The 23,218-nt window shown below is 62.0% G+C and carries 24 protein-coding genes; 17 read left to right on the top strand and 7 right to left on the bottom strand.

Translation table 11 applies throughout. From position 1 onward, the window contains the following. Positions 1-125: 125 nt before the first annotated feature. Positions 126-1,043: a LysR family transcriptional regulator gene (locus KHQ23_RS07715; protein ID WP_032434664.1), complete on the top strand. Its 918-nt coding sequence runs from the start codon at positions 126-128 to the stop codon at positions 1,041-1,043. A 72-nt stretch (positions 1,044-1,115) separates the two neighbouring features. On the opposite strand, the gene KHQ23_RS07720 is transcribed toward KHQ23_RS07715, so the two are convergent. The 4 genes from KHQ23_RS07720 to KHQ23_RS07735 form a co-directional block, all read right to left on the bottom strand. Next, positions 1,116-2,105 (bottom strand): isopenicillin N synthase family oxygenase, encoded by a 990-nt coding sequence (locus KHQ23_RS07720; protein ID WP_002907927.1) that lies wholly within the window; start codon positions 2,103-2,105, stop codon positions 1,116-1,118. 20 nt (positions 2,106-2,125) lie between these two features. After that, entirely contained in the window at positions 2,126-3,544 is a 1,419-nt protein-coding gene (locus KHQ23_RS07725) for an amidohydrolase family protein (protein ID WP_047694745.1), read from the bottom strand. A gap of 11 nt (positions 3,545-3,555) precedes the next feature. Next, on the bottom strand, positions 3,556-4,545 hold the full coding sequence (locus KHQ23_RS07730) for an ABC transporter substrate-binding protein (RefSeq protein ID WP_023283829.1): 990 nt from the start codon (positions 4,543-4,545) through the stop codon (positions 3,556-3,558). A gap of 295 nt (positions 4,546-4,840) precedes the next feature. Next, on the bottom strand, positions 4,841-5,740 hold the full coding sequence (locus tag KHQ23_RS07735; protein ID WP_002908057.1) for a LysR family transcriptional regulator: 900 nt from the start codon (positions 5,738-5,740) through the stop codon (positions 4,841-4,843). A 207-nt stretch (positions 5,741-5,947) separates the two neighbouring features. On the opposite strand from KHQ23_RS07735, the gene KHQ23_RS07740 reads away from it, so the two are divergent. The 9 genes from KHQ23_RS07740 to KHQ23_RS07780 all read left to right on the top strand — a co-directional run bounded on the left by KHQ23_RS07740 (position 5,948) and on the right by KHQ23_RS07780 (position 13,961). Continuing rightward, positions 5,948-6,916, top strand: a complete 969-nt coding sequence (locus tag KHQ23_RS07740; protein ID WP_032434667.1) for a PDR/VanB family oxidoreductase — start codon at positions 5,948-5,950, stop codon at positions 6,914-6,916. Positions 6,917-6,927: 11 nt separating this feature from the next. After that, positions 6,928-8,211, top strand: coding sequence for an amidohydrolase family protein (locus KHQ23_RS07745; RefSeq protein ID WP_032434668.1), 1,284 nt, complete (start codon positions 6,928-6,930; stop codon positions 8,209-8,211). After that, on the top strand, positions 8,201-8,680 hold the full coding sequence (locus tag KHQ23_RS07750; RefSeq protein WP_002908128.1) for a RidA family protein: 480 nt from the start codon (positions 8,201-8,203) through the stop codon (positions 8,678-8,680). The genes KHQ23_RS07745 and KHQ23_RS07750 overlap by 11 nt, the downstream gene beginning before the upstream one ends. Then, a complete protein-coding gene (locus KHQ23_RS07755; protein WP_004151186.1) occupies positions 8,677-9,558 on the top strand; it encodes a creatininase family protein in 882 nt (293 codons plus the stop codon). Before KHQ23_RS07750 ends, KHQ23_RS07755 begins: the two co-directional genes overlap by 4 nt. Then, a complete protein-coding gene (locus tag KHQ23_RS07760; RefSeq protein ID WP_032433161.1) occupies positions 9,558-10,541 on the top strand; it encodes an ABC transporter substrate-binding protein in 984 nt (327 codons plus the stop codon). Before KHQ23_RS07755 ends, KHQ23_RS07760 begins: the two co-directional genes overlap by 1 nt. Beyond that, positions 10,538-11,368 (top strand): ABC transporter ATP-binding protein, encoded by an 831-nt coding sequence (locus tag KHQ23_RS07765; RefSeq protein ID WP_004180245.1) that lies wholly within the window; start codon positions 10,538-10,540, stop codon positions 11,366-11,368. Before KHQ23_RS07760 ends, KHQ23_RS07765 begins: the two co-directional genes overlap by 4 nt. A gap of 1 nt (position 11,369) precedes the next feature. Continuing rightward, on the top strand, positions 11,370-12,185 hold the full coding sequence (locus KHQ23_RS07770; protein ID WP_211776862.1) for an ABC transporter permease: 816 nt from the start codon (positions 11,370-11,372) through the stop codon (positions 12,183-12,185). A 26-nt stretch (positions 12,186-12,211) separates the two neighbouring features. After that, complete coding sequence (locus KHQ23_RS07775) at positions 12,212-13,633, top strand: FAD-binding oxidoreductase (protein ID WP_029884560.1); 1,422 nt, start codon at positions 12,212-12,214, stop codon at positions 13,631-13,633. Positions 13,634-13,712: 79 nt separating this feature from the next. Then, positions 13,713-13,961: a hypothetical protein gene (locus KHQ23_RS07780; protein WP_031590058.1), complete on the top strand. Its 249-nt coding sequence runs from the start codon at positions 13,713-13,715 to the stop codon at positions 13,959-13,961. 165 nt (positions 13,962-14,126) lie between these two features. Here the strand turns inward: KHQ23_RS07780 and KHQ23_RS07785 are convergent, their stop codons facing one another. Beyond that, positions 14,127-15,035 carry a DUF535 family protein gene (locus tag KHQ23_RS07785; RefSeq protein WP_004180248.1) on the bottom strand — a complete coding sequence of 303 codons (909 nt, stop codon included), beginning with the start codon at positions 15,033-15,035 and terminating at the stop codon, positions 14,127-14,129. 289 nt (positions 15,036-15,324) lie between these two features. Here KHQ23_RS07785 and KHQ23_RS07790 point away from each other — a divergent pair, with 289 nt between their 5' ends. Further along, positions 15,325-15,465 carry a hypothetical protein gene (locus tag KHQ23_RS07790; protein ID WP_002908189.1) on the top strand — a complete coding sequence of 47 codons (141 nt, stop codon included), beginning with the start codon at positions 15,325-15,327 and terminating at the stop codon, positions 15,463-15,465. Positions 15,466-15,509: 44 nt separating this feature from the next. Here KHQ23_RS07790 and KHQ23_RS07795 read toward each other — a convergent pair whose 3' ends face one another. Then, positions 15,510-16,400 carry a LysR family transcriptional regulator gene (locus KHQ23_RS07795; RefSeq protein WP_004898701.1) on the bottom strand — a complete coding sequence of 297 codons (891 nt, stop codon included), beginning with the start codon at positions 16,398-16,400 and terminating at the stop codon, positions 15,510-15,512. Positions 16,401-16,540: 140 nt separating this feature from the next. On the opposite strand from KHQ23_RS07795, the gene KHQ23_RS07800 reads away from it, so the two are divergent. From KHQ23_RS07800 to KHQ23_RS07825, 6 genes are read left to right on the top strand one after another with little or no spacing between them, the layout of a single operon-like run. Next, entirely contained in the window at positions 16,541-17,248 is a 708-nt protein-coding gene (locus KHQ23_RS07800; RefSeq protein WP_004175762.1) for a CoA transferase subunit A, read from the top strand. Position 17,249: 1 nt separating this feature from the next. Beyond that, positions 17,250-17,906, top strand: a complete 657-nt coding sequence (locus KHQ23_RS07805) for a CoA transferase subunit B (protein WP_002908192.1) — start codon at positions 17,250-17,252, stop codon at positions 17,904-17,906. A 9-nt stretch (positions 17,907-17,915) separates the two neighbouring features. After that, positions 17,916-19,097 (top strand): acetyl-CoA C-acetyltransferase, encoded by a 1,182-nt coding sequence (locus tag KHQ23_RS07810; RefSeq protein WP_004898705.1) that lies wholly within the window; start codon positions 17,916-17,918, stop codon positions 19,095-19,097. 11 nt (positions 19,098-19,108) lie between these two features. Beyond that, a complete protein-coding gene (locus tag KHQ23_RS07815) occupies positions 19,109-20,032 on the top strand; it encodes a 3-hydroxyacyl-CoA dehydrogenase family protein (RefSeq protein WP_032434671.1) in 924 nt (307 codons plus the stop codon). Between the two features lie 44 nt (positions 20,033-20,076). Beyond that, complete coding sequence (locus tag KHQ23_RS07820) at positions 20,077-21,471, top strand: GntP family permease (RefSeq protein ID WP_020323796.1); 1,395 nt, start codon at positions 20,077-20,079, stop codon at positions 21,469-21,471. 23 nt (positions 21,472-21,494) lie between these two features. After that, the gene (locus KHQ23_RS07825) at positions 21,495-22,265 is read left to right on the top strand and encodes a 3-hydroxybutyrate dehydrogenase (protein ID WP_002908202.1); all 771 of its coding nucleotides are present in this window, start codon (positions 21,495-21,497) and stop codon (positions 22,263-22,265) included. A 19-nt stretch (positions 22,266-22,284) separates the two neighbouring features. On the opposite strand, the gene KHQ23_RS07830 is transcribed toward KHQ23_RS07825, so the two are convergent. Continuing rightward, positions 22,285-23,157, bottom strand: a complete 873-nt coding sequence (locus tag KHQ23_RS07830; RefSeq protein WP_004145376.1) for a LysR family transcriptional regulator — start codon at positions 23,155-23,157, stop codon at positions 22,285-22,287. Between the last annotated feature and the right edge of the window lie 61 nt (positions 23,158-23,218).

A 23,218-nucleotide genomic window follows, 5' to 3' on the forward strand; every position in this document is an offset into this window, starting at 1 on the left:
GAGTAACATCGGGCGGCCCTCATCAGTCGGCAAGGAATGAATAAACTGTCGCCATCCTATTGCGGATGTTATTACCGATAAATAGACTGAAAATATCTTCTTAAGAGACATAAGGTTTATAATCGATGGACAGCCTCACCTCGCTGACGTCCTTTGTCCGCACCGCCGAAACGCTAAGCTTTGTTCAGGCCGCCAGGCTGCTGGGCATATCTGCCTCGGCGGTGGGTAAGAATGTCGCCCGGCTTGAGCATAAACTGGGGGTCCGGCTGTTCAACCGCAGCACCAGAAACGTCAGCCTGACGGCGGAGGGGGCCGCATTTCTGACCCGCTGTCAGAGTATCCTGGAGCAGATCCAGGAGGCCGAGTCAGAGCTGACCAGCAGTCTCTCACAGCCCACCGGCAAACTGAGGATTTCACTGCCCGTCATTGGCTACCGCCTGTTGCTCCCCGCCCTCACCGCCTTTAGCCGTCTTTATCCGCAGGTTGAACTGGATCTCGACTTTAGCGACCGGCTGGTCAATCTGATCGATGAGGGAGTTGATGTCGCTATCCGCAGCGGTGAATTAGCGGACTCCCGCTTGATCGCCAGAAATCTGGGGGGTTTTCGTTTTGTGCTCTGTGCCAGCCCGGCCTATCTGGCGGAATACGGCGCCCCCGACTCGCCAGCGGAATTGGCGGCGCACAAGTGCATTTTTTTTCGCTTCCCCGCAACGGGGCTGATCCAGCCCTGGGAACTGCGCGGTATGCGGCTGACGGGAGATTTCAGGGCCGCTGCCGTGATGACGGTCAATAACATTGAGGCCGCCATTCGCTTAAGCGCGGCGGGGATGGGCATCGCTTATGTGCCTGATTTTGTCGTGCGCGAGGCAATGGATGAGGGACAACTGCAGGAGGTGTTGCCCGGGTGTTGCATCAAGGATGGGCATTTCTCGGTCCTGTGGCCCGCCAGCCGCTACCTGTCACCAAGAATACGCTGTTTTATCGATTTTATGGCTGCGGCAGAGATACCTTTGTCACCCGCATCGGCAAGCCCTACCACCTGAAAGCTTAGCGGCGGATATCCTGCCGCCCGGCCAGCGAAAGCCGGCGGCAGGTATACCACGCAAGGGAGCATCTTACCCTTTGGCAAAATTGGCCTGGATCCGCTGCTGCAGATAATCCTCGGCGCTGATGGGCGGGTACTTCCTCTGCGGCCCGAGGATCTCGACATCTTTATTGGCCTGGCAGAAAAACGCCAGGCTGTAGCGCGGCCCCTGATATTCGTGGGGCAGCGGGTTTCTCACCCGGTGGAAGTTAGACGGCAGCTGGTCGTCGCTCCAGCGCATCAGCATATCGCCGATATTGCAGGTGATCACCTCCTCGCGCGGCTCAATGCTGGTCCACTGCTGGCTTTCGCGGTCTTTACCGGGACAAACCTGCAGGCCGCCCTGGCCGGGGCGCTGGAACAGTAGCGTCAGGCAGTCAAAATCGGTGTGCGCGCCGGCCCGCCACATCCCCTGCTGCGACTGCTCGGTTGCATAGTAATGCAGCATGCGCAAGGTGCTCTGATAGGTGTCACGCTGCGGATCGTGCGCGGTGGTAAAAAACGATTCCGGAAAACCGAGCTTTAAAGCAAAGCAGGAGAGGATCTTCATCCCCAGCTGCCAGCACTGCGACTCAAACCCGAGCATTGTCTGCCGGAAGCCTGGCAGCTCCCGATCGCTGGGCCAGCGCCCGGCCATCAGAGGCCGGGTTATCTGATACGACTCTTTTTGATCCGGGGTGCGGGTCGACGGCCGAACCTGCGCTTTGCTTTCCCAGCCGGCGTTACCGGCCAGCGGATACTGGCGCTTCACCTCGTCGGGCAGGTCGAAAAACGCCTCGGTCATGCTGAACGCCTGGCGGATATCCGCCAGCGGAATACCGTGATGGCTGACCTGGAAGAAGCCAATCTCCACCGCCGCCTCCCACAGTTGTTCGGCAATGTCATTTTTTCTTGCGGCAAAGTTCGACAGGTCGATACAGCGCACTTCGCGGGCGAAGGTCTCTTCGCCCTCGGCGCCCATCAGCGCCTCTTTTTCCAGTTCCTGTAAGGCGTAGCGTTGATTCTGGGTGGTTGCGTTCATCGTCATTATCCTGTTATCAGTTACACAGCGGCGCGCTGTTGGAGGGTACGGACGGCCGCCAGCGCGTCGTGACGCATCGCGTCAAGGTCGAGACCGGGAATGGCGTCGTCTTCCACGATGGGGCGGCCATTGAGCAGTAGCGCCTTCAGCGCGGCGCGCCCACCGCAGGCCACCGGCCCAATGGCCATATCGTGCAGACCGAAGTAGCGCGGATCGTCCAGCCGGTAAATGGCAAGGTCCGCCTGCATGCCGACCTGCAGGGTGCCGCTCTGCGCTAAGCCGAGGATCTGCGCCCCGCCGGCGCTGCCCCAGCGCACTACATCCTCCACCGTGGCCGCATCGGCCCCACCCTCAAAGGTGCCCCCGGCGTAGCGCGGCTGCGCCAGCATCCCCTTGCGCGCGCGCTGCAGCAGCCATGCGGCATGGGCTTCGCTTTGCATATCCGCCGCTTCATTCGAGGCGGCGCCGTCCACCCCCAGCGAGACCGGGACCCCGGCCTGCTCTAACGCCAGCAGATCGGCGATGCCGCTGCCCAGCCGGCCGTTGCTTTGCGGGCAGTGGGCGATGCCGGTTCCGGTACGGCCCAGCAGGGCAATCTCCTCCGGCAGCAGCTTCACCAGATGGGCAAACCACACGTCATTTCCCAGCCAGTCGTGTTCCGCGCAGAACTGCACCGGCGTCATGGCGAATTTCTGCCGCGCGGCGTCGAGATAATCGACGGTTTCCGATAAATGGCTGTGCAACCGGATCCCCAGCTGGCGGGCCAGCTTCGCCATCTCCCGCAGCTGGGCGCCCGGCGCGGAGTGCAGGACGGTAGTGGGCGCCATCACCACCCGGCGCAGAGACTCGGGCCGGGGGTCGTGATAGCGGCTGACCAGCCGTTCGACATCCGCCATATAGCCGTCGAAGGTTTCCGGACGCAGCGCCACCGGCAGATCCTGTTCCACCGCCCGGCCCTGGGTCGCCCCACCCCGGCACAGGACGATGCGCATCCCCAGCGCTTCCCCTTCGCTGAAGACAATCTCCGAGGTATCGAAAGGCATATCCGGCCAGTACAGGTAGTTGTGATCCGCCACGCTGGCGCAGCCCGAGCGCAGAAGCTCCACCAGGCCAATGCGCACCGCCAGACGAAAGGTATGTTCATCGAAAGCCGCGCGAAAGCGGTACGGCGTGGCGCTCAGCCAGGCCGTCAGGATCTGGTTCAGCCCCTGCGGCTCGCCCTTCAGCAGCGACTGAAAAAGATGGTGGTGCGTGTTCACCCACGCCGGATAGATCACGCAGTCGCGGGCATCGATCTGTCGCTCTTCCGGCAGCGGCGTCAGGCTGCCGATGGCGGCAATCTTGCCGTCGCGGATGCGAATATCCGGCCCGGCCAGCCGCGCCGCCTCTCCGGGCAGACCGCTGAGGATGGCATGGGCATTTTTAATCATTAATGACATGGCGTCGCTCCTCAGGGTTTAACCTGCATGGCCTGAACAAATTCGGTAGTGTAGGCCTGTTTCCAGTCGGTGGCCGCCGCCAGCAAACCGGCGCTGACCATAAAGTCGCGGGTCTTCTGCCAGCGCGCGTCGGTCATCGTCCCCCAGCCCTGGCTGGCGGCATCCCCGCCGTCGATCAGGTGATGCTCACGGATCTGGGTCACGCCCCAGGCGAGCAGATCGTCGGTCATTTTCGGGTTGTCCTGCTTAATCAACGCATTGCCCGGCGCCGGATCCTTGAGATAGCTCACCCAGCCCTCCATTGAGGCGCGGACAAACTTCGCCATCGCCGCTTTACGCTCGGCGATGGTATCCGGGCGGGCGATAAGGATGCCGCCGTAGGGGGGATAGCCGTGCTCGGAAAAGAGGAAGAAGTTCGCCTTCACTCCGGCCTTCTGCACCTGGAACACCTCGGAGCTGACATAGGCCTGCTGGGCGACAGCGTCATCGACGACAAAGGGTTGAATATTGAAGGTATAGGGGCGAACCTGCGCGTCGCTCAGCTGGTATTGCGCCTTCAGCCACGGCCACCACGTCGCCTGACCGGAGCTGGAGACCAGCAGGGTTTTGTCTTTCAGCCCCTGCAGGGAGGTGACATCGGCATGGGTCAGCAGCCCCTGGGGATCGTACTGAAAGGGCGCGGCAATGGCTTTTGCCTGGAAGCCGCGCTGAATGCCTTCCAGCAGCTGCAGGTCGTAACCGATGATCACATCGGCCCGCTTCGACAACAGCAACTGCATGCCGTTGACCTGCGGTCCGCCGGAGCGGATCTCGACGTCGAGACCGTATTTTTTGTACAGCCCGGTGGCCTGGGCCTGATAATACCCCCCCTGTTCCGCCTGGGCGTACCAGGAGGTCAGCAGAACGATTTTCTCCTCGGCCTGAACGGCCAGCGAGACACCGCCGAGGGCCATCAGGCCCAGCCAGCGTAAACCCCGGGGAAGGCATGCGCCTGTTTTCATTATCCCTCTCCTCTTTACGCCGGGAGGGGGAGCGAGCGAATGTGGCTCAGCCTCCCATCCCGGTCAACATTGAACCGCGACATGGTGACTGAGCAATGTCCCGTATGGATAACCCGTACTGACCGCTTCTACTCACACTCAGCTATACAAAAACAATGCCAGATTTAAACGCCTGCGAGCGGCCGCGAGAAATCGCCTGCGCCGCCCCCCTTGGGCATGCAACCTTTGATTCACGCACACCAAAAACGCACCATAATGGTGCGTTAATGAATGATTTTAGTGCCTGCCTGGTCGCTCACAGCTGACTGAAGAGCATCTCCAGCTGGTTCAACATCATCGAGGCGGCAAGGGAAAGCTGGCGGGCGGGCGAGACGCACAGCGCCAAGGTGAAAGGCTTAAGCTGCGGATCGGTTAGCGGTACAAACGCCAGCTGGCCGGACTCAATCTCATCGAGAATATCCAGCCGACACAGGATGCCGATGCCCATCTGCTCTTTGATCAGGGTGCGGATCATGTGAATGTTGTTCGACACCGCCACCTCCTTCACCTCGTTGCCGCTGATGTTCACCAGCGCCTCCACCGGCTCGCTGATCATCAATGGGGCGGACGGCAGGATAAAGGGGTAGTCGAGGCACTGACTAAAGCGCACCGCGCTGCGGCTGGCCAGCGGATGGCCGGTGGGCACCACAATCCCCATATTCATCTCGGCAAACGCCCGGACCTGCAGTTCACGAGAGGTCTGGGGATTGAGCATGATGCCGAAATCCGCCTCGCCGGAGATCAGCGCCTGCTGGATGTGGATATTGTTGATGGTGGTCAATGTAAAAGAGATGTTGGGATAATGTTTATGCACCTCTTTGAGCATCGTCGAAAAGAAATGCCGGTTAATGGCATCGATGGTGGCGATGCGCACATGCCCCCGCCGCAACCCGCGCAGATCGTCCAGCTGCTCGCAGACCCGGGTAAAGTCCTTTTTCCAGTTATTGGCCGCGTGCAGGAGCAGCTCCCCGGCGGCGGTCAGCCTCAGCCCGGTGGGATGGCGCTCGAAGAGCGGCATCGCCAGCTCCTGTTCCACGCGCAAAATCTGACGGTCGATGGAAGACGCCGACACATGCAGCGCCTCTGACGCTTTACGAAACGATCCCTGACGGGCCACTTCGGTGAAATAGAGCAGAAATCGGGAGAAGGCAAACATGGTTTGGGTGCTCTCTTTTTTGCAACGGGTTGTGCGAATCAAAGCTCTGGACGCAACAGTTTTATCACAATACCGTAGCATTCATAGCGGAGAAACGATCGTTTCACCCATTTTCTTGCACGCCGGACAGTTCACCGCGAAGGGGAGTTATCTCTTCGCCGACCCTGGCCGCCCTGCAGACAGCGGAGTGAGGGAGAGAAAACGGTAATGCACAGCCACGATCTTATTTCGGTCTCGGTCGGGGAAATACGCCCCAACGGACAGGGAAATCTATCCATAATTTTGCAGACGGCGGCCGGGGAAATATTACCGGCCTACTCCGCCGGGGCGCATATCGATATTATTATTCCCGGCGTCGGTCCGCGGCAGTATTCCCTGTGCGGCACGCCTGACCGCAGTAATACTTATGAAATTTGCGTCAGGCTGACTGATGCTTCCACCGGCGGCTCACGCTATTTGCACCAGCAGCTCAAAGCCGGCGATCGGCTCGCCATTTCGCCGCCGCGCAACCATTTTCCCCTGCCGCAGGCCGGGCGCTACCTGCTGTTTGCCGGCGGTATCGGCATCACGCCTTTGCTGGCGATGGCTGAAGCGATTGCCGCCAGAAAGGGGGCGCTGGAGCTGCATTATTATGTCGCCAGTTCGCGCCAGACCGCCTTCTCCCCGCGACTGAACCAGCTGACTGCGAACGGCACGGTGGCCATTCACTGCAGCGAGGAAGGCGCGTCGTTTCGCCAGCGGGTCCCCGAATGCTTAACTGTGCCCCACCCTGATACCGTAGTAATAGCCTGCGGCCCGGAGGGTTTTATTCAGCGACTGCGGTCGGTCATGGAGGAATATCGCTGGTCGCCGTCGCAGTTCGTCTTCGAGCGTTTTACTCCCGCGGCGGAAAATAATACTGAGGCGAAAAATGCGTTTTATATTGAGCTGGCCTCCAGCGGGCAGCGCCTGCAGGTCGCCGCGGATCAAACCATTGCTCAGGTATTACAGCACGCCGGGGTGGAGGTAATGCTCTCCTGTGAACAGGGAATGTGCGGCTCCTGTATTACCGGGGTCCTCGACGGGATCCCCGAGCACCGGGACAGCGTGCTGACGGCGGAAGAGAAAGCCGGCAACGACCAGATCACGCTCTGCTGTTCGCGGGCGAAATCCCCGCTTCTGGTTTTGGATCTGTGAGGAGACTGACGATGACGTTCCCCTCCTCTTGCGCGCCGCTTGTCGGGATCAGCCGCGCCCGACTCCCGGCCTGGGCGCTGCCCGACGGCTGGCCGACGCGGGCCAACGGTGAGCCGCTGCTGGCGGACCTGGCCTTTCGCGACGGCCGGATTGCCGCATTGACCCCAACCGACCAGCCGACTCCCGGCCTGTGGGACCTGGCGGGAGCCCTGACGCTCCCCGGCCTGGTGGAACCCCATGCCCATCTGGACAAGACATTCACCATTGAACGCTGCCGTCCGGCGCAGGCCGGGCTGCTGGCGGCAATCCACGCCATGCACGAGGATCGCCGACACTGGACCAGGGCGGATATTCAACGTCGGGCGTCCGCCGCGCTGGCCCGGGCGGCAGCGAATGGCGTGACCCATTTGCGCAGCCATGTCGACTGGTTTACCGCCGACGCGCCGGACGCCTGGCAGGAGATCGCCCGCCTCGATACCGTCGGCATCACCCTGGAGCGGGTGGCGCTGGTCCCGCTGCCCCTGTTTCGCGAGCCAGCGCAAGCGGAGGCCATAGCCCGGACGGTCGCCAACAGCGGAGAGCGCTGCCTGCTGGGCGGCTTCATCCACTCCTCCAACTGGGACGCCGCCGCCATGGAAAATCTGCTGTGCAGCGCGGCCCGCTGGGATCTGGATCTGGATTTGCATATTGATGAGGAGCTCAGCGAAGTGTCTCAGGGGCTGACCTGGCTGGCGGATCATCTCTCCCGCCACCCTTTTCCCGGGCATATCTGCTGCAGCCACGGCTGCGCGCTGGCCGCCGGCAGCGACGAACAGGCGGCGCCGATCCTGCGCCAGCTGGCGGCGCACGGCGTCACCCTTATCGCTCTGCCGATGACCAACCTGCTGCTGCAGGATGCGACGTTCGGCCGCACGCCGCGCCAGCGGGGGATCACCCTGCTGCACGAGGCGCAGGCCGCCGGCGTGGCCACCCTGCTCGGCTGCGACAACGTGCAGGATGCCTTCTGCCCGGCGGGGAGCTATGACCCGCTGGACACCCTGGCCTGCGGTCTGTTCAGCGCTCAGCTCAGCGACCTGTTCGACCAGCAGTCGCGGCTGATCTGCGATCGCGCGGCGCTAACCGGTTCGCCGGCAGACGCGGCGCCCTTTGCCGTCGGGGCGACGGCCAGCGTGGTGATTTTCCCGGGTAGCGACCGTTTTATCTGGCCTTTAAACAGCGCCGCCCGTCTGGTGGTTAACCACGGCAGGTTAACCCACCGGCGCGTGTGGCAGGAGGAGATGGCACATGAGTCTTGAAGCAGGCGCCGGGGCGCCGCTGGCGCGGTATGCCGCCTGGCGCAGAGCCGGCGATTTTATCTTTCTCTCCGGCATTATTCCGGTCAATCCCCTGACCGGCACCATCGTCAACGGCTTTCAGGATGTGCCTGAGCCGGTGCGGGAGCTGCTGGGGGCGACCGGCGAATTTTCAACCGATGCGAAACAGGGCCCGATCCTCGCCCAGAGCTGGTACGTCCTGGAGAGCATCCGCCGCACCGTGGCGTCCGCGGGAGGGCAGATGAGCGACGTTATCAAACTGGTGCAGTACTTTCGCAACCTTGACCATTTTCCCTATTACAGCCGGGTCAGGAAGCTGTTTTACCCCGACCAGCCGCCCGTTTCCACCGTGGTGCAGGTCAGCGAAATGCTGCCCGACGCCACGGTACTGATTGAAGTCGAAGCGACCGTCTGGTTACCCCCGTCATTTAACTCCGAGGCACCGCGATGATTAACGGTTACATTCCTGCCGCGCGCTTTCTTCCTTTTCTGAGCTGGACGGACGTGGCCGCCCTGCCGGATAAAAGCAATACGGTTATCGTCCTCCCCACCGGGGCGATCGAACAGCACGGCCCGCATTTGCCCTGCTCGGTGGACAGCGTGATATCTTCCGGCGTGGCGGGCCATGCCCTCGCCAGGCTGCCGGCGACGATCCCGGCCTACGCCATTCCGCCGATCGTCTACGGTAAGTCCGAGGAGCATCTGCATTTTCCCGGCACCCTGACCCTTAGCGGCGATACGCTGCTGCATACCCTGCTGGAGATCGCCGAATCTCTCTATCGGGCCGGTTTTCGCAAGCTGCTGATGATCAACGGCCACGGCGGCCAGCCGCAGATCCTGCAGATCGCCTGCCGGGAAATGCGCCTGCGCCACGGGGATTTCATCGCCATCCCCCACGACGTGTTCAACGTGCCCAACTGCGAAAAACAGTTTCTCAGCCCGCATGAACAGCGGATGGCGATGCACGCCGGGCATAGCGAAACGGCGCTGATGCTGGCGCTGGCGCCGGAGTGCGTCCATATGGAACGGGCCGTCGCTAATTTCCCCCCGGAATTCCCCTGCCCAACCCTGTCGAAAGGCCGCCCGGCGGCGGCGTGGGCGTCGTATGACTTTGGCCCCAGCGGGGTGATTGGCGACCCGACCCCGGCGACGCGGGAGCAAGGCGAAGGGCTTCTCGACTCCCTCGCCGCCAGCTGGGCGCAGGCGATCATCGAGATCCACCGCATGGCCTGGGTCGAACGTCGCGAACCGACCTGGGGCAAACAGCACTGGCACGGCTTTGTGCAGTCCCTACCACCTTCTTTCGCTGCTGAATCCAGGGAGCCCTGATGAATACCAGATTGACGCCCGTTTTTACCCTGCTGACCGTGGCCGCCCTCGCGACCTCAGCCTCCTGCTTCGCGGCGGAGAAGTTTACCTTTCTCACCAACTGGTATGCCCAGGCCGAACACGGCGGGTTTTACCAGGCCCAGGCCACCGGGCTGTATCAACACGCCGGTCTCGATGTCGAAATTAAAATGGGCGGCCCGCAGATCAACGTCATGCAGCTGATGGCGGCCGGTCAGGCGGACTGCACCCTTGGCGACAACGGCCAGGCGCTGGAGACCTGGCAGGCCGGGGTGCACGCGGTGACCGTCGCCACCGTGTTCCAGCACTCGCCGACGGTGTTTATCACCCATGACAAGGTGGAGAACCCGGCGGAACTTAAAGACAAAACCTTCCTGCTCGCCACCGAGGCCTATACCTCCTTCTGGCCGTGGGCGAAAAGCGAGCTGGGTCTGGCTGGCAGCAAAGTGCGCCCCTATACCTTTAACGTTCAGCCGTTCCTCGCCGATAAAAACCTGGTGCAGCAGGGCTACGTGACCTCCGAGCCGTTCTCCGTCGCCAAAGGCGGGCAGCCGTTCTATGTCTATCCGCTCAGCGACTGGGGCTACCCGCCCTACGGCAACTCGATTATCTGTATGGCCGACACCATCCGCAAACGTCCGGCGGCGGTGGCGGCCTTCGTCAAAGCCTCCATGGAAGGCTGGAAAAGCTACCTGCGGGATCCCGCCCCCGGCAACAACCTGATCGGCAAAGCGAATCCGCAGATGGGCGCCGAGCAGATCGCCTTTGGCATTGCCCAGATGAAGCAGTACCAGCTGGTGACCGGCGGCGATGCTAAGACCGGCGGCATCGGCATCATCACCGAGCCGCGGCTGAAGAAAACCTGGGACATGCTGGTGAAAAACAAACTGATCGACGCCAGCAAGGTGCCGTTTGAGCAGACTTACACCCTGGAGATGGTCAAAGACGCCGGAGTGATGCCATGAATACCGCCCCGAAACTGACCGTGATGAGCGATACCCGCTTTATACCCGCCGCTGCCACCCCGGCCATCGAGGTGCTGTCGGCGGAGAAAATCTACAGCAACGGCACCCGGGCGCTGCTGCCCGTCAACCTGACCATCAATCAGGGGGAGTTTATTACCCTGCTCGGCCCGTCCGGCTGCGGTAAAAGCACCCTGCTGAAGATGGTCGCCGGCCTGGTGGAGCCCAGCGACGGCAAGCTGATGCTGTGGCGGCGCGACAGTCGGGAAAAGGCCCAGCATCCGCTGTCGTTCGTCTTCCAGGAAGCCACCCTGATGCCGTGGAGCAGCGTGCGCAATAACGTCAGGCTGCCGCTGGATCTGGCCGGCGTGCCGCGGGCGGAGGGAAATACCCGGGTGAGTGAAGTCCTTGAGCTGGTGGGCCTCGGCAAGTTCGCCGACGTCCTGCCGCGCGAACTCTCCGGCGGCATGCAAATGCGCGTCTCCATCGCCCGCGGCCTGGTCACCCGACCAAAGCTGCTGCTGATGGATGAGCCCTTCGGCGCGCTGGATGAAATTACGCGTAACAAACTCGACAGCGACCTGCTGCGTCTCTGGCAGGAGCAAAACCTGACGGTAGTGTTCGTCACCCACTCGATCCACGAAGCGGTGTTTCTCTCCCAGCGGGTGATCATGATGGCGGCCCGTCCCGGACGGGTGGTCGAAGATATCCCCATCCGCGAGCCGTTCCCGCGCAGCGAGGCGTTCCGCGTCAGCCCGGCCTTTTCCCTGTATGCCCGTCAGCTGCAGGACAGTCTGTTGCAGGCCAGCCAGTCCGGTATGGAGTCATAATATGAAAAATACAACCGCAACGCCGTGGATCCAGCATCCGCGTTTTCTCAAAATTCTCTATCCGACCCTCGTCGCGGTGGCGATGGTGCTCCTGTGGCAGGGCGCGGTGAGCTATTTCCGTATCCCGGCCTTTCTGGTGCCGTCGCCGCTGGTGATGCTGGAAAGCCTGTGGACGCATCTCACGCCGCTGCTGCTGGCGCTGCTGTTCACCCTCAAGATCACCCTGATCTCGTTTCTACTGTCGATTGTCATCGGCGCCGCGGTGGCGTTTATCCTGGTGCAGAACCGCTTTGTGGAAACCGCCCTGTTTCCCTACATCGTGTTTTTGCAGGTGACGCCGATCGTCGCCATCGCCCCGCTGATCATCATCTGGGTGAAAGATGCCACGCTCTCGCTGGTGGTGTGCGCCACCCTGATGGCGGTGTTTCCCATCATCTCCAATACCACTCAGGGACTGCGCAGCGTCTCCCCCGGCCTGCTGAGCTATTTTCGCCTCAATCACGCCAGCCGCTGGCAAACGCTGGTGCGGCTGCGTATCCCCTCGGCGCTGCCCTATTTCTTCGGCGCGCTGCGTATTTCCAGTGGGCTGTCGCTGATTGGCGCGGTGGTGGCGGAGTTTGTCGCCGGGACCGGCGGGACCAATACCGGACTGGCCTATCAGATCCTGCAGGCTGGCTACCAGCTGGATATCCCGCTGATGTTTGCCGCGCTGCTGCTGATCTCTCTCGCCGGGATCGCGCTGTTTGGCGTGATGTCCTGGGTTTCGCGCCGGGCGCTCAGCGCCTGGCATGAAAGCGAAACCGTGCAATCTCATTAATGTTCTGCTGACGAACAGGAAAAAGAATGATGACTGATGAACAGCGTCAACACGCGGTCGCGGCGATCCAGCAGGCACTCCCGGCGCTGGAGTGGACCTTACAGCCGGCGAAGATCAAACGGCTCTCCCGCGATTTTCACTGGTTCAGTCCGCTACTCACCGAGCAACTGGCGGGGAAACAGGCGGACGCGGTGGTTCGCCCGCGCGATGAAGAGGAGCTGCGCCAGCTGGTCTGCGCCTGCGCGCAGCACCAGCTGCCGCTGACCCTGCGCGGCAGCGCCACCGGCAACTACGGACAGCTGGTCCCCCTCGAAGGCGGGCTGCTGGTGGATATGACCGGGCTCAACCAGATCGTCGCCCTCGGCAACGGCACAGTGAGGGCCCAGGCCGGCATTCGCCTGGCGGACATCGAAACCGCCGCCCGCCCGACGGGCTGGGAGCTGCGCTGTATGCCATCGACCTATCGACTGGCGAGCCTGGGCGGTCTCTACGGCGGCGGGTTCGGCGGTATCGGCTCCATCAACTATGGGCCGCTGGCGGCGCCCGGCAATGTGCTCAGCGTCAAAGTGATGACCGTCGAGCCGGTCCCCCGCGTGCTGACCGTCCCGGCTCCCGAAGCGCTGCTCCTGCATCACGCCTACGGCACCAACGGCATTATCCTGGAGGTTGAGCTGGCGCTGGCGCCTGCGCACCAGTGGATTGAACGTCTGGACGTGTTTGACGATTTCGCCGATGCGCTGAACTATGCCAACGCCTGCGTCCGCTCGCCGGGGCTGGTGAAGCGCCAGGTGGCGCTGCTGGCCACGCCGATCGCTGACTATTTTAGCCACCTCAACGATCGTTACCATGCCGGGCAACATGCGGTTATCAGCCTGATCGCCGAGGAGAGCGAAGGACTCTGCGCCAGCCTGTTACCGCGCCATCGCGGGAGCAACGCCATCCGGCAGGCCAGCGACGAGGCCCGGACGCGCAACGGCTCGTTAATGGAATACTGCTGGAACCACACCACCCTGCATGCGCTCAAGGTGGACAATACGCTGACCTATCTGCAGACGGCGTTTGATCCGCTGCGCTATCCGCAGCAAATTTTACAGATGGAGCAGCACTTCGCCGGGGAGGTGATGTCCCATATTGAATTCCTGCGCGATATCGAGGGCAATCTCACCGCCAGCGGTCTGCAGCTGGTGCGCTATACCACGCCCGAACGTCTTAACGCCATCATGCAGATATTTCGCGACAACGACGTCAAGATTAACAACCCCCACGTGCTGCAGGTTGAGGACGGCAAACAGGGCGTGATTCGTCCCGACGTCGTGGCGGTGAAACAGTCTCTCGACCCGGCGGGATTGCTTAACCCCGGCAAGCTGCGCGGCTGGGCGCTGCGCGACCAGCTGGAACTCGACAGCAACCCGCTGACGCGGGCCACCCGCGAAAGCCCCACGACCTGATGGTCCCCGGTCCGGTTGGGCGCTAACGGGTCGCTGGCCCGTTGCCGCCCAACCTCATCCTGCGCCGGACAGTCCCGCCATATGGACGATAAGCCCTACCGCGGCGGCGGCGGCCATCGGCACCAGCCACAGCAGTATCCCGGCGCTGGTGCTGTTCGCCCTGATGGAATGGGGCCACCAGCACGTGCTGCATAGCGCGTCGCCTATTGCATTGGTGGACAGCGCCAGCGGCGAGACCGTCCATCCGGGGTTCGTCACCGCCAGCGGCAGCGTGGCGAGCCCCAGCGCACTACAGATCGTCAAAGCCGGTACCCATGCCGAAACCTGAAGAATGTATTCCTGGCACTGCTTGCCGGACGCGCTGCCTCGCCATTTTCGACCGGCCACAAAAGCCCTGGGATAGGATGAAATCTGGCTGGAAACGCGCCAGTGAAGAAAGAATATCGTCAGACGGGCAGCAGCCCCCTGCTGCCCGCCTGACGTGTGAGTGGCGTTAATTCACCCGCGCAGGCAAGGTAATTTGCTGCAGGGCATTCGCCATATTAATCTGAATCAGCTCTTTAAGACCTTCGCGCTTAATAAACTGGCTCCGGTGCTTACTTTTCACCTCTTCAATACTCTTTTTGATCTCTTGCGCCGGCAGTTTATACCAGCCGCGAGCCTGTTTCTCACCGCCCATTTCCAGCCACAGCGATGAATAACTGGCTTTCACCAGATCGCTTTTCACGTGGTAATCAGAATCGATGGCGTAGACCGTGGAGATGTTGAAATATCGCAGCAAACCATACAGCACGCTCATGATGATATTTTTCGGCCGCGCGCCATGCAGCTCTTTAGTCAGCACCTTCACTTCGTCATTGGTGATATCTTTCCCGCCCTGGATGCCGCCGATATAAGCGCGGCCATCGTCGGTGCAGGAAAAACAGACGCTATAGACGCGCCGGTCGCCAAGAAACAGCTGCAGCATCAGCTCCCCTTCCTCCTGAAACGGCGAGGCCAGCAGCTTAACGTCAAGCTTATCGCCATTTTTCAAGGGAATAGAAAACATCTCGCGGCCAAAATCCGCGACATTGTAGAGTTGCGGCAGGACATCAGGGTGAAACGTTTTCTCGATGAAATTCAGTGAACCATGGGCAATATCCAGTTTGCGTCGTTTTGACAGCCGTTTATTGAGATACGCTTTAAACGGTTTATCCTCAAAAGGCACCAGTCCTTTGGTCACCGCGGTCAACCGCGCGCACTGATATTTCGCACAAAGTCCTTGATATTCTCTGTATTTACCTCCTGCGAGCGAGAGCTCTCTGCATTTTCGTAAAATTTTTTTATAGCTTATTTTGACCTGACCGATCACTTTATTATGTTTACGCCATTCTTTGATGGCGCCTGCAACAGTATGTTCCATTGATTAAGATCCATAGATTCATCCATAATCGCGGCCATATTAACATAAAAGCGTTTCGTCAACGCTTAATTACTCCTTCGTTGTCCTTTCATTTAATATTTAGGCAGGAAATTATCCTGGCGACGTTATTTGTCGTTAAACTTATTCTGTCAACGATGAATTATGGTAGGTAACGCCCTCCGCTCAGCGACTTAACGCTCTGTGCCTTCGGCGCGAAGCGCGGCTACATCCGCTGGCGGTTATGCCCTATACTTGACCCTGATTCAAAACCAGCAACGATAGGTAACTTATGGAAATTGATCTCGACAACCTGGTCTTCAGCGGCCTGGATGAAGCGGAAGAGCGCAACGCGGAGCGTCTGGAAGAAGCGGACAAAAAAGCCCAGGCGATCGTTGCCGACGACGACTGCGGCGACGCCTGTAAAATCTGATTGTCAAACCGGCCAGCAGGCCGGTTTTTTTTGACGCCCACACCTCAGGTGGGTAAAAACCCTTTCAGCGTATCCAGCAGCGCCTGCGCCGCCTTCGACAGCGGCAGATGTCCGGCATGGATCGCGCCGACGCACTTCTCAATCGGCGGATCGCAGAGCGGGATGCAGACGGCGCCCAACGATGCCATCTGCGTTTTACACAGCGCCGGCACCGCGCTGCCCCCCAGGCCGCTGGCCACCATCCTCCCCACCGTCACCAGCTGATGACTCTCCAGCGCCACGTCCAGCTGACGTCCGCTGCGCGCCAGCGCCTCCTCCAGCATAAGGCGTACCGCCGAGGGGCGCTGCAGGGTAATAAAGTCGAGGGTCAACAGCTCCTGCCAGCTGAGCTGCTTTTTCTTCGCCAGCGGGGATTGTTGGGGAACGATCGCCACGAAGCGGTCCACCGCCAACGGGGTAAACAGCAGGTTGTGGTTGGGCGATGGCTCGAAAGCGATGCCCATCTCCACCCGCCCCTCGCGCACCATCTCGATCACCTGCTCATTAATCACGTCATGCACCGTAACGTTCACCCCGGCATAGCGGTCGCGAAAGGCTTTCAGCGCCTCCGGCAGAACGTTGGCGGCAAACGACGGCATCGCGGCGACCGAAATTTTACCCCGCTGCAGGGTAAAGCTCTGACGCATGGCCTCCTCGACGTTATCCCAGTCGGCCAGCAGCTGACGGGCCATCGGCAGAAAGAGTTCCCCCTCCTGGGTAAGGGTCACTTTGCGGGTGCTGCGCTGCAGCAGCGCGCCGCCCAGCGCCTCCTCCAACCCTTTGATGGTCAGGCTGAGAGCTGGCTGCGACAGATTCAGCCTTTCGCTGGCGTGGGCGAAATTCAGAGTGTGAGCTACCGCTAAAAACGCGCGTAACTGTTTGACACTCATTCTCATTTTTCTTCCTGTTAACTAATTGAAAAAAATTAGTTAACAGGAAATTAATTAAAATTCCAAATGAGTGAGTCACAAATTCAAAATTATCAAATCAGTCGCCTGCGCCAATGATAAGGCTATCGCAAGGCAGGAGAGACAAGATGGCAGGACTGGATAAACGCGTCGCCAGTTACGAAGCGGCGCTGGAAGGGTTAACGGACGGCATGACGCTGCTCGCCGGCGGCTTCGGCCTGTGCGGCATTCCTGAGAACTTGATCGCCGAGGTGCAGCGTCGCCAGGTGCAGGGGCTGACGGTGGTCTCTAACAACTGCGGGGTCGACGGTTTCGGTCTCGGCATGCTGCTGGAGTCGCGCCAGGTCAGCAAGGTGGTGGCCTCTTACGTCGGGGAAAACGCGCTGTTTGAACAGCTGGTGCTGAGCGGCGAGCTGGCGGTAGAACTCACCCCGCAGGGAACGCTGGCGGAAAAAATCCGCGCCGGCGGCGCTGGCATCCCCGGCTTTTACACCGCCACCGGGTATGGCACCCCGGTCGCCGAAGGCAAAGAGGTGCGCCAGTTCGACGGAAGACACTACATCCTTGAAGAGGCGATCCGCGGCGATTTCGCGCTGGTCAAAGGCTGGAAAGCCGACTGGTACGGCAACGTGGTCTATCGCCACACCGCGCAGAATTTCAACCCGCTGATGGCCACCGCCGGGCGCATTACGGTGGTGGAGGTGGAAGAGATTGTGCCGCCGGGCGAACTGCCCCCCTCCGCCATCCATACTCCGGGGATCTATGTCGACCGGCTGATCGTCGGGCAATTCGAAAAACGTATTGAACAGCGCACCCTGCGCGCCGGAGGGCACTGAGATGCTGACCCGTGAACAAATGGCGATGCGCGTCGCCCAGGAGCTGCGCGACGGCGACTACGTCAACCTCGGGATCGGTATCCCGACGCTGGTGGCCAACTACATTCCCGCCGGCATTGAAGTGATGCTCCAGTCGGAGAACGGCCTGCTGGGGATGGGCGAATTTCCCGATGAGGAAACCATCGACGCCGACATGATTAACGCCGGTAAACAAACCGTCACCGCGCAAACCGGGGCGGCGATCTTCGATTCCGCCCAGTCGTTCGCCATGATCCGCGGCGGCCACGTCGACCTGACCGTTCTTGGCGCCTTTGAGGTCGACGTCGCGGGCAACATCGCCTCATGGATGATCCCTGGAAAAATGGTCAAGGGGATGGGCGGCGCCATGGACCTGGTGGCCGGCGCGCAGAACATCATCGTGGTGATGACCCACGCCTCAAAAAACGGCGAATCCAAACTGCTGCCGCAGTGCACCCTGCCGCTCACCGGCGTGGGCTGTATTCGCCGGGTACTCACCGATCTGGCCCTGCTGGAGATTGTCGACGGCGCGTTTGTCCTGCGCGAAGTGGCCCCGGGGGTCAGCCCCGACGAGGTGATACGTAAAACGGCGGGACGGCTGATCGTCGCCGACGACGTGCGCGAAATGCGCTTCAGTTAAGGAGAGATCATGACCGATATTGCCATTGTTGCTGCAGTACGCACCCCGATAGGCAGCTTTCGCGGCGCCTTCGCCCCTCTTTCCGCCGTCGACCTCGGCGCGGCGGTGGTGCGCGGCCTGCTTGAACGCTGCCAGCTGCCCGCCGCAGCGGTCGACGAACTAATTTTCGGCCAGGTGCTTACCGCCGGCTGCGGGCAGAACCCGGCGCGCCAGACCGCGCTGCGGGCCGGCCTGCCGGTCGACACTCCGGCGGTCACCGTCAATCTGGTGTGCGGCTCCGGACTGAAAGCGGTTCAGCAGGCGGTGCAGGCGATCCGCTGCGGCGACGCCGGGATCGTTATCGCCGGCGGCCAGGAGAGCATGAGCAATGCTCCCTATCTGATGCATGGCGCCCGCGACGGCCTGCGTTTCGGCCACGCCAGCCTGCAGGACAGCATGATCCAGGACGGCCTGTGGGACGCCTTCAACGACTACCACATGGGCATTACCGCCGAGAACCTCGCCGACGCCTTCGACATCAGCCGCGAGCGCCAGGACGCCTTCGCCGCCAGCTCCCAGCGCAAAGCGGCGGCTGCTATCGCCGCCGGGCGCTTTCGCGAGGAGATCGTCCCGGTCAGCGTCCCGCAGGGCAAAAAGCCGCCGCGAGTCGTGACTGACGATGAGCAACCGCGCCCGGAGACCAGCGAGCAGCAGTTGGCCCAGCTGCGCCCGGCGTTTCGCCCGGCTGACGGCAGCGTCACCGCCGGGAATGCCTCGTCGCTGAACGACGGCGCAGCGGCGGTCCTGCTGATGCGTGTCGATAAAGCGCGCGAGCTTGGGCTGCCGGTGCTGGCGCGCATTGTCAGCTCAGCGGTCGCCGGGGTCGACCCGTCGGTGATGGGCATCGGCCCGGTGAGCGCCTGCCGCCAGGCGCTGCAGCGCGCCGGCTGGACGCTGGACGAGGTGGACCTTATCGAAGCCAACGAGGCTTTTGCCGTCCAGGCGCTGGCCGTCGGCCAGCTGCTTGAATGGGACAGCGAGAAGGTCAACGTCAACGGCGGCGCCATCGCCCTGGGCCATCCCATCGGCGCCTCCGGCTGCCGGATCATCGTCAGCCTGGTGCATGAGATGCAGCGCCGGGGCGCCAGCAAAGGGCTGGCCACCCTGTGCGTCGGCGGCGGCCAGGGCATCGCCATGACCCTTCAACGTTAACAGGAGCCACTATGTTTACACCACGCCTGGCGGTACTCGGCGCGGGACTGATGGGCGTCGGTATCGCCTGCCATTTCGCCCGTCACGGTCACGCCGTCCGCCTGTATGACACCGACCCGCAGCGTCTCGCCGAGGTGCCGGCGGTGGCCAGCGCCATCCTGTGCGAGCTGGAGGCCAGCGGTCAACAGGATCCCGCCGACCGCGACGCGGTGCTGGCCCGTCTGACCCCCACCCCGACGCTGAATGCCCTGGCCGATGCCACGCTGCTGATTGAAGCGATCCCCGAACGGCTGGCGCTGAAGCACGCCCTGTACGCCGAGCTGGAAACGCTGATCGCCGACGAGGCGATTATCGCCAGCAACACCAGCGGCCTGCCGCCGGATCGGCTGGCGCAGGGCATGCGCCTCCCGGAACGGCTACTGATCGCTCATTTCTGGCATCCGCCGCACCTGATCCCGCTGGTGGAAGTGGTGCCCGGGAGCGCCACGCTGCCTCATCTGGCGCGCGAGGTGAGCGACTTTTGCGCCGCCTGCGCGCTGGAGGCGGTGGTGCTCAACCGCGCCGCGCCGGGCTTTGTCGGCAACCGGCTGCAGTTCGCCCTGCTGCGCGAAGCGCTGCATATCGTCCACAGCGGCATCGCTTCCCCGGAGGTGGTGGACCAGGTGATGCGCGCCTCGCTGGGCCGCCGCTATGCGATGGTCGGCCCGCTGGAGGCTGCGGACATGACCGGCCTGGCGACGGTCCAGGATATCTGCCAGCACCTGCTGCCGGAGCTGGCCAGCGGCACGGAGATGATGTCGCTGGTGGCGGAGAAAGTGGCGCGAGGCGACACCGGCGCCGGCAGCGGGCAAGGCTTTTACCGCTGGGACGAGGCCCGGCACCAGCGCATCCAGTCGCGCCGGGAACACCAGCTCCGCTTCGCCCTGAAACCCTAGTATCGCGTTCTGTACCCCTACAATAACAATGAGAGTGAGACGTCGTGATGAGTGTGATAATAGCCCTGGCCGCGCTGGCGTTACTGATGCTGGCAGCCTACCGTGGATACAGCGTGATCCTCTTTGCGCCGATCGCCGCCCTCGGCGCGGTGCTGCTCACCGATCCGGGCGCGGTCGGCCCGGCCTTTACCGGCCTGTTTATGGAAAAAATGGTCGGCTTTGTGAAGCTCTATTTCCCGGTGTTTCTGCTGGGCGCGGTATTCGGCAAGCTGATTGAGCTGTCGGGATTCTCACGTTCGATTGTCGCCGCCGCCATCCGCATCCTTGGGCGCCGCCACGCGATCCCGGTGATCGTGCTGGTGTGCGCCCTGCTGACCTACGGCGGGGTGTCGCTGTTTGTGGTGGCCTTTGCCGTCTACCCTTTCGCCGCCGAACTATTTCGCCAGAGCGGGATCCCCAAACGGCTGATCCCCGCCACCGTCGCCCTCGGGGCATTCTCGTTTACCATGGACGCCCTGCCCGGCACGCCGCAGATCCAGAATATTATTCCCACCAGCTTCTTCGGCACCAACGCCTGGGCGGCCCCCTGGCTGGGGCTTATCGGCTCGCTGTTCATTATCATCTTCGGTTTGCTGTGGCTGGAGCGTCAGCGCCGCAAAGCGCAGGCCCGCGGCGAAGGCTATGGGACCGACCTGCAAAATGAGCCGGAGACCCCGGATGACATCGATCTGCCGCATCCGCTAATCGCTATCGCCCCGTTGCTGCTGGTGGGGGTGCTGAATTTGCTGTTCACCCACTGGATCCCGCAGTGGTACGGCGCCAGCCATGAGCTCAACCTGCCGGGCCTGGCGAAGCCTGTCGTCACCGAAGTGGGGAAAATCACCGCCATCTGGGCGGTGCAGGCGGCGCTGCTCTCCGGCATTGTGCTGGTGCTGGTTTGCGGCTATCGCAATATCCGCGGCCGGCTGGCGGAGGGAAGTCGGACGGCGGTGGGCGGGGCTATTCTCGCGGCGATGAACACCGCCTCTGAGTATGGCTTCGGCGCGGTTATCGCCGCCCTGCCGGGTTTCCTGGTGCTGTCAAAAGCCCTCGCGGCCATTCCCAATCCGCTGTTAAACGAGGCGATCAGCGTCACGGTGCTGGCCGGGATCACCGGCTCGGCCTCCGGGGGGATGAGCATCGCCCTGGCGGCGATGTCCGAGACCTTTGTCGCCGCCGCCCACGCCGCCAATATTCCGCTCGAGGTACTGCACCGTGTCGCCGCCATGGCCAGCGGCGGCATGGACACCCTGCCGCACAACGGGGCGGTGATCACCCTGCTGGCGATCACCGGCCTGAGCCATCGCCAGGCCTACGGCGGCATTTTCGCCATCACGGTGATCAAAAGCCTCGCGGTACTGTTTGTCATTGCCACGTTCTATGTGACCGGCATTGTCTGATACCAGATTGAAGGAGTAATAAAATGAACTTACACGGTAAAACGGCGCTGGTCACCGGCTCCACCAGCGGCATCGGTTTAGGGATCGCCAAAGTGCTTGCGCAGGCAGGCGCCCAGCTGGTGCTCAATGGCTTCGGCGACAGCAGCCACGCCCGGGCTGAAGTCGCCGCGCTGGGCAAGATCCCCGGCTATCACGACGCCGACCTGCGCGACGTCGGGCAGATCGAGGCGATGATGCGCTATGCCGAAAGCACCTTCGGCGGCGTCGATATCGTGATCAATAACGCCGGCATCCAGCACGTGGCCCCGGTGGAGCAGTTCCCGGTGGACAAATGGAACGATATTCTCGCCATCAATCTCTCCAGCGTCTTCCACACCACCCGCCTGGCGCTGCCGGGTATGCGCCAGCGCAACTGGGGGCGCATCATCAACATTGCCTCAGTGCATGGCCTGGTGGCGTCGAAAGAGAAATCGGCCTACGTCGCCGCCAAGCACGCGGTGGTCGGGCTGACCAAAACCGTGGCCCTGGAAACCGCGCGCAGCGGTATCACCTGCAACGCCATCTGCCCTGGCTGGGTGCTAACCCCGCTGGTGCAGCAGCAGATCGACAAACGCATCGCCGAGGGGGTCGACCCGGAGCAGGCCAGCGCCCAGCTGCTGGCGGAAAAACAGCCCTCCGGGGAGTTTGTCACCCCGCAGCAGCTGGGCGAAATGGCGCTGTTTCTGTGCAGCGATGCCGCCGCCCAGGTGCGCGGCGCCGCATGGAACATGGATGGCGGCTGGGTGGCGCAGTAAGCCGCTGGCGCCGCGAAGATCAGAACATCGCCAGAAAGCGTTTCACCGTACGCGAGCGCTCGAAGCGCCGCCAGGCGATGGCGATATCGGTCTTCAGCGGCGCCCCGCTAAGCGGGTGATAGCTGACGTTCGGCTGCTGGATGCAGGTCATCGACTGCGGAACCAGCGCGAAGCCGAAGCCAGCATTGACCATGCTCAGCGACGACGAAATTTGCGACGACTGCCAGGCGCGCTCCATATCGATCCCGGCGCGCAGACAGCTGTTGTACACCAGCTCATACAGCCCGGGGGCCACCTCCCGCGGGAAGAGGATCGGCGCCACGTCGCGCAGCTGCTCCAGGGCCAGGGTCGGCTGCGTCGCCAGCGGGTTATCGCGCGGCAGCGCGATAACCATCGGCTCCTCATCGATAATCCGCAGATTAAAGGCTTTACTGCTCTCGCACGGCAGGCGGACGAAGGCGATATCCAGCTCGGCCTCGCTCAGGGCGGTCATCAGATTGGCCATATTGTCTTCCATCTGGTGCAGGGTCACCCCGGGGTGGTCGAGCTGAAAACGGTGCAGCAGCGTGAAGATTTGCGGATGGAAAGCATCAGAACTGGTAATGCCTAGCGACAGGCTGCCGTTCATCCCGCGCGCAATGCCCTTGGCCTTCTCCAGCGCCGCATCGCTCATGGCGAGGATCTGGCGGGCATCCTCATAGAAAGACTCTCCCGCTTCCGTCAGCTCCACCCCGCGGGTTAAACGCCGGAACAGCGGGGTCCCCACCTCGCGCTCAAGCCGCTGAATTTGCTGACTTAACGGAGGCTGTGAAATACCCAGCTCCTTGGCGGCCTGGGTGAAGTGCCGCGTCCTGGCGACGGCGACAAAATAGCGAAGATAACGAAGTTCCATATCGAAAACGTCTCAAACCAGCATGGTTTCTATATTGGAACTGTGAGCTGAATCGGGTCAA

The organism is Klebsiella sp. 64, from assembly GCF_018223915.1.
Classification (GTDB): domain Bacteria; phylum Pseudomonadota; class Gammaproteobacteria; order Enterobacterales; family Enterobacteriaceae; genus Klebsiella; species Klebsiella pneumoniae.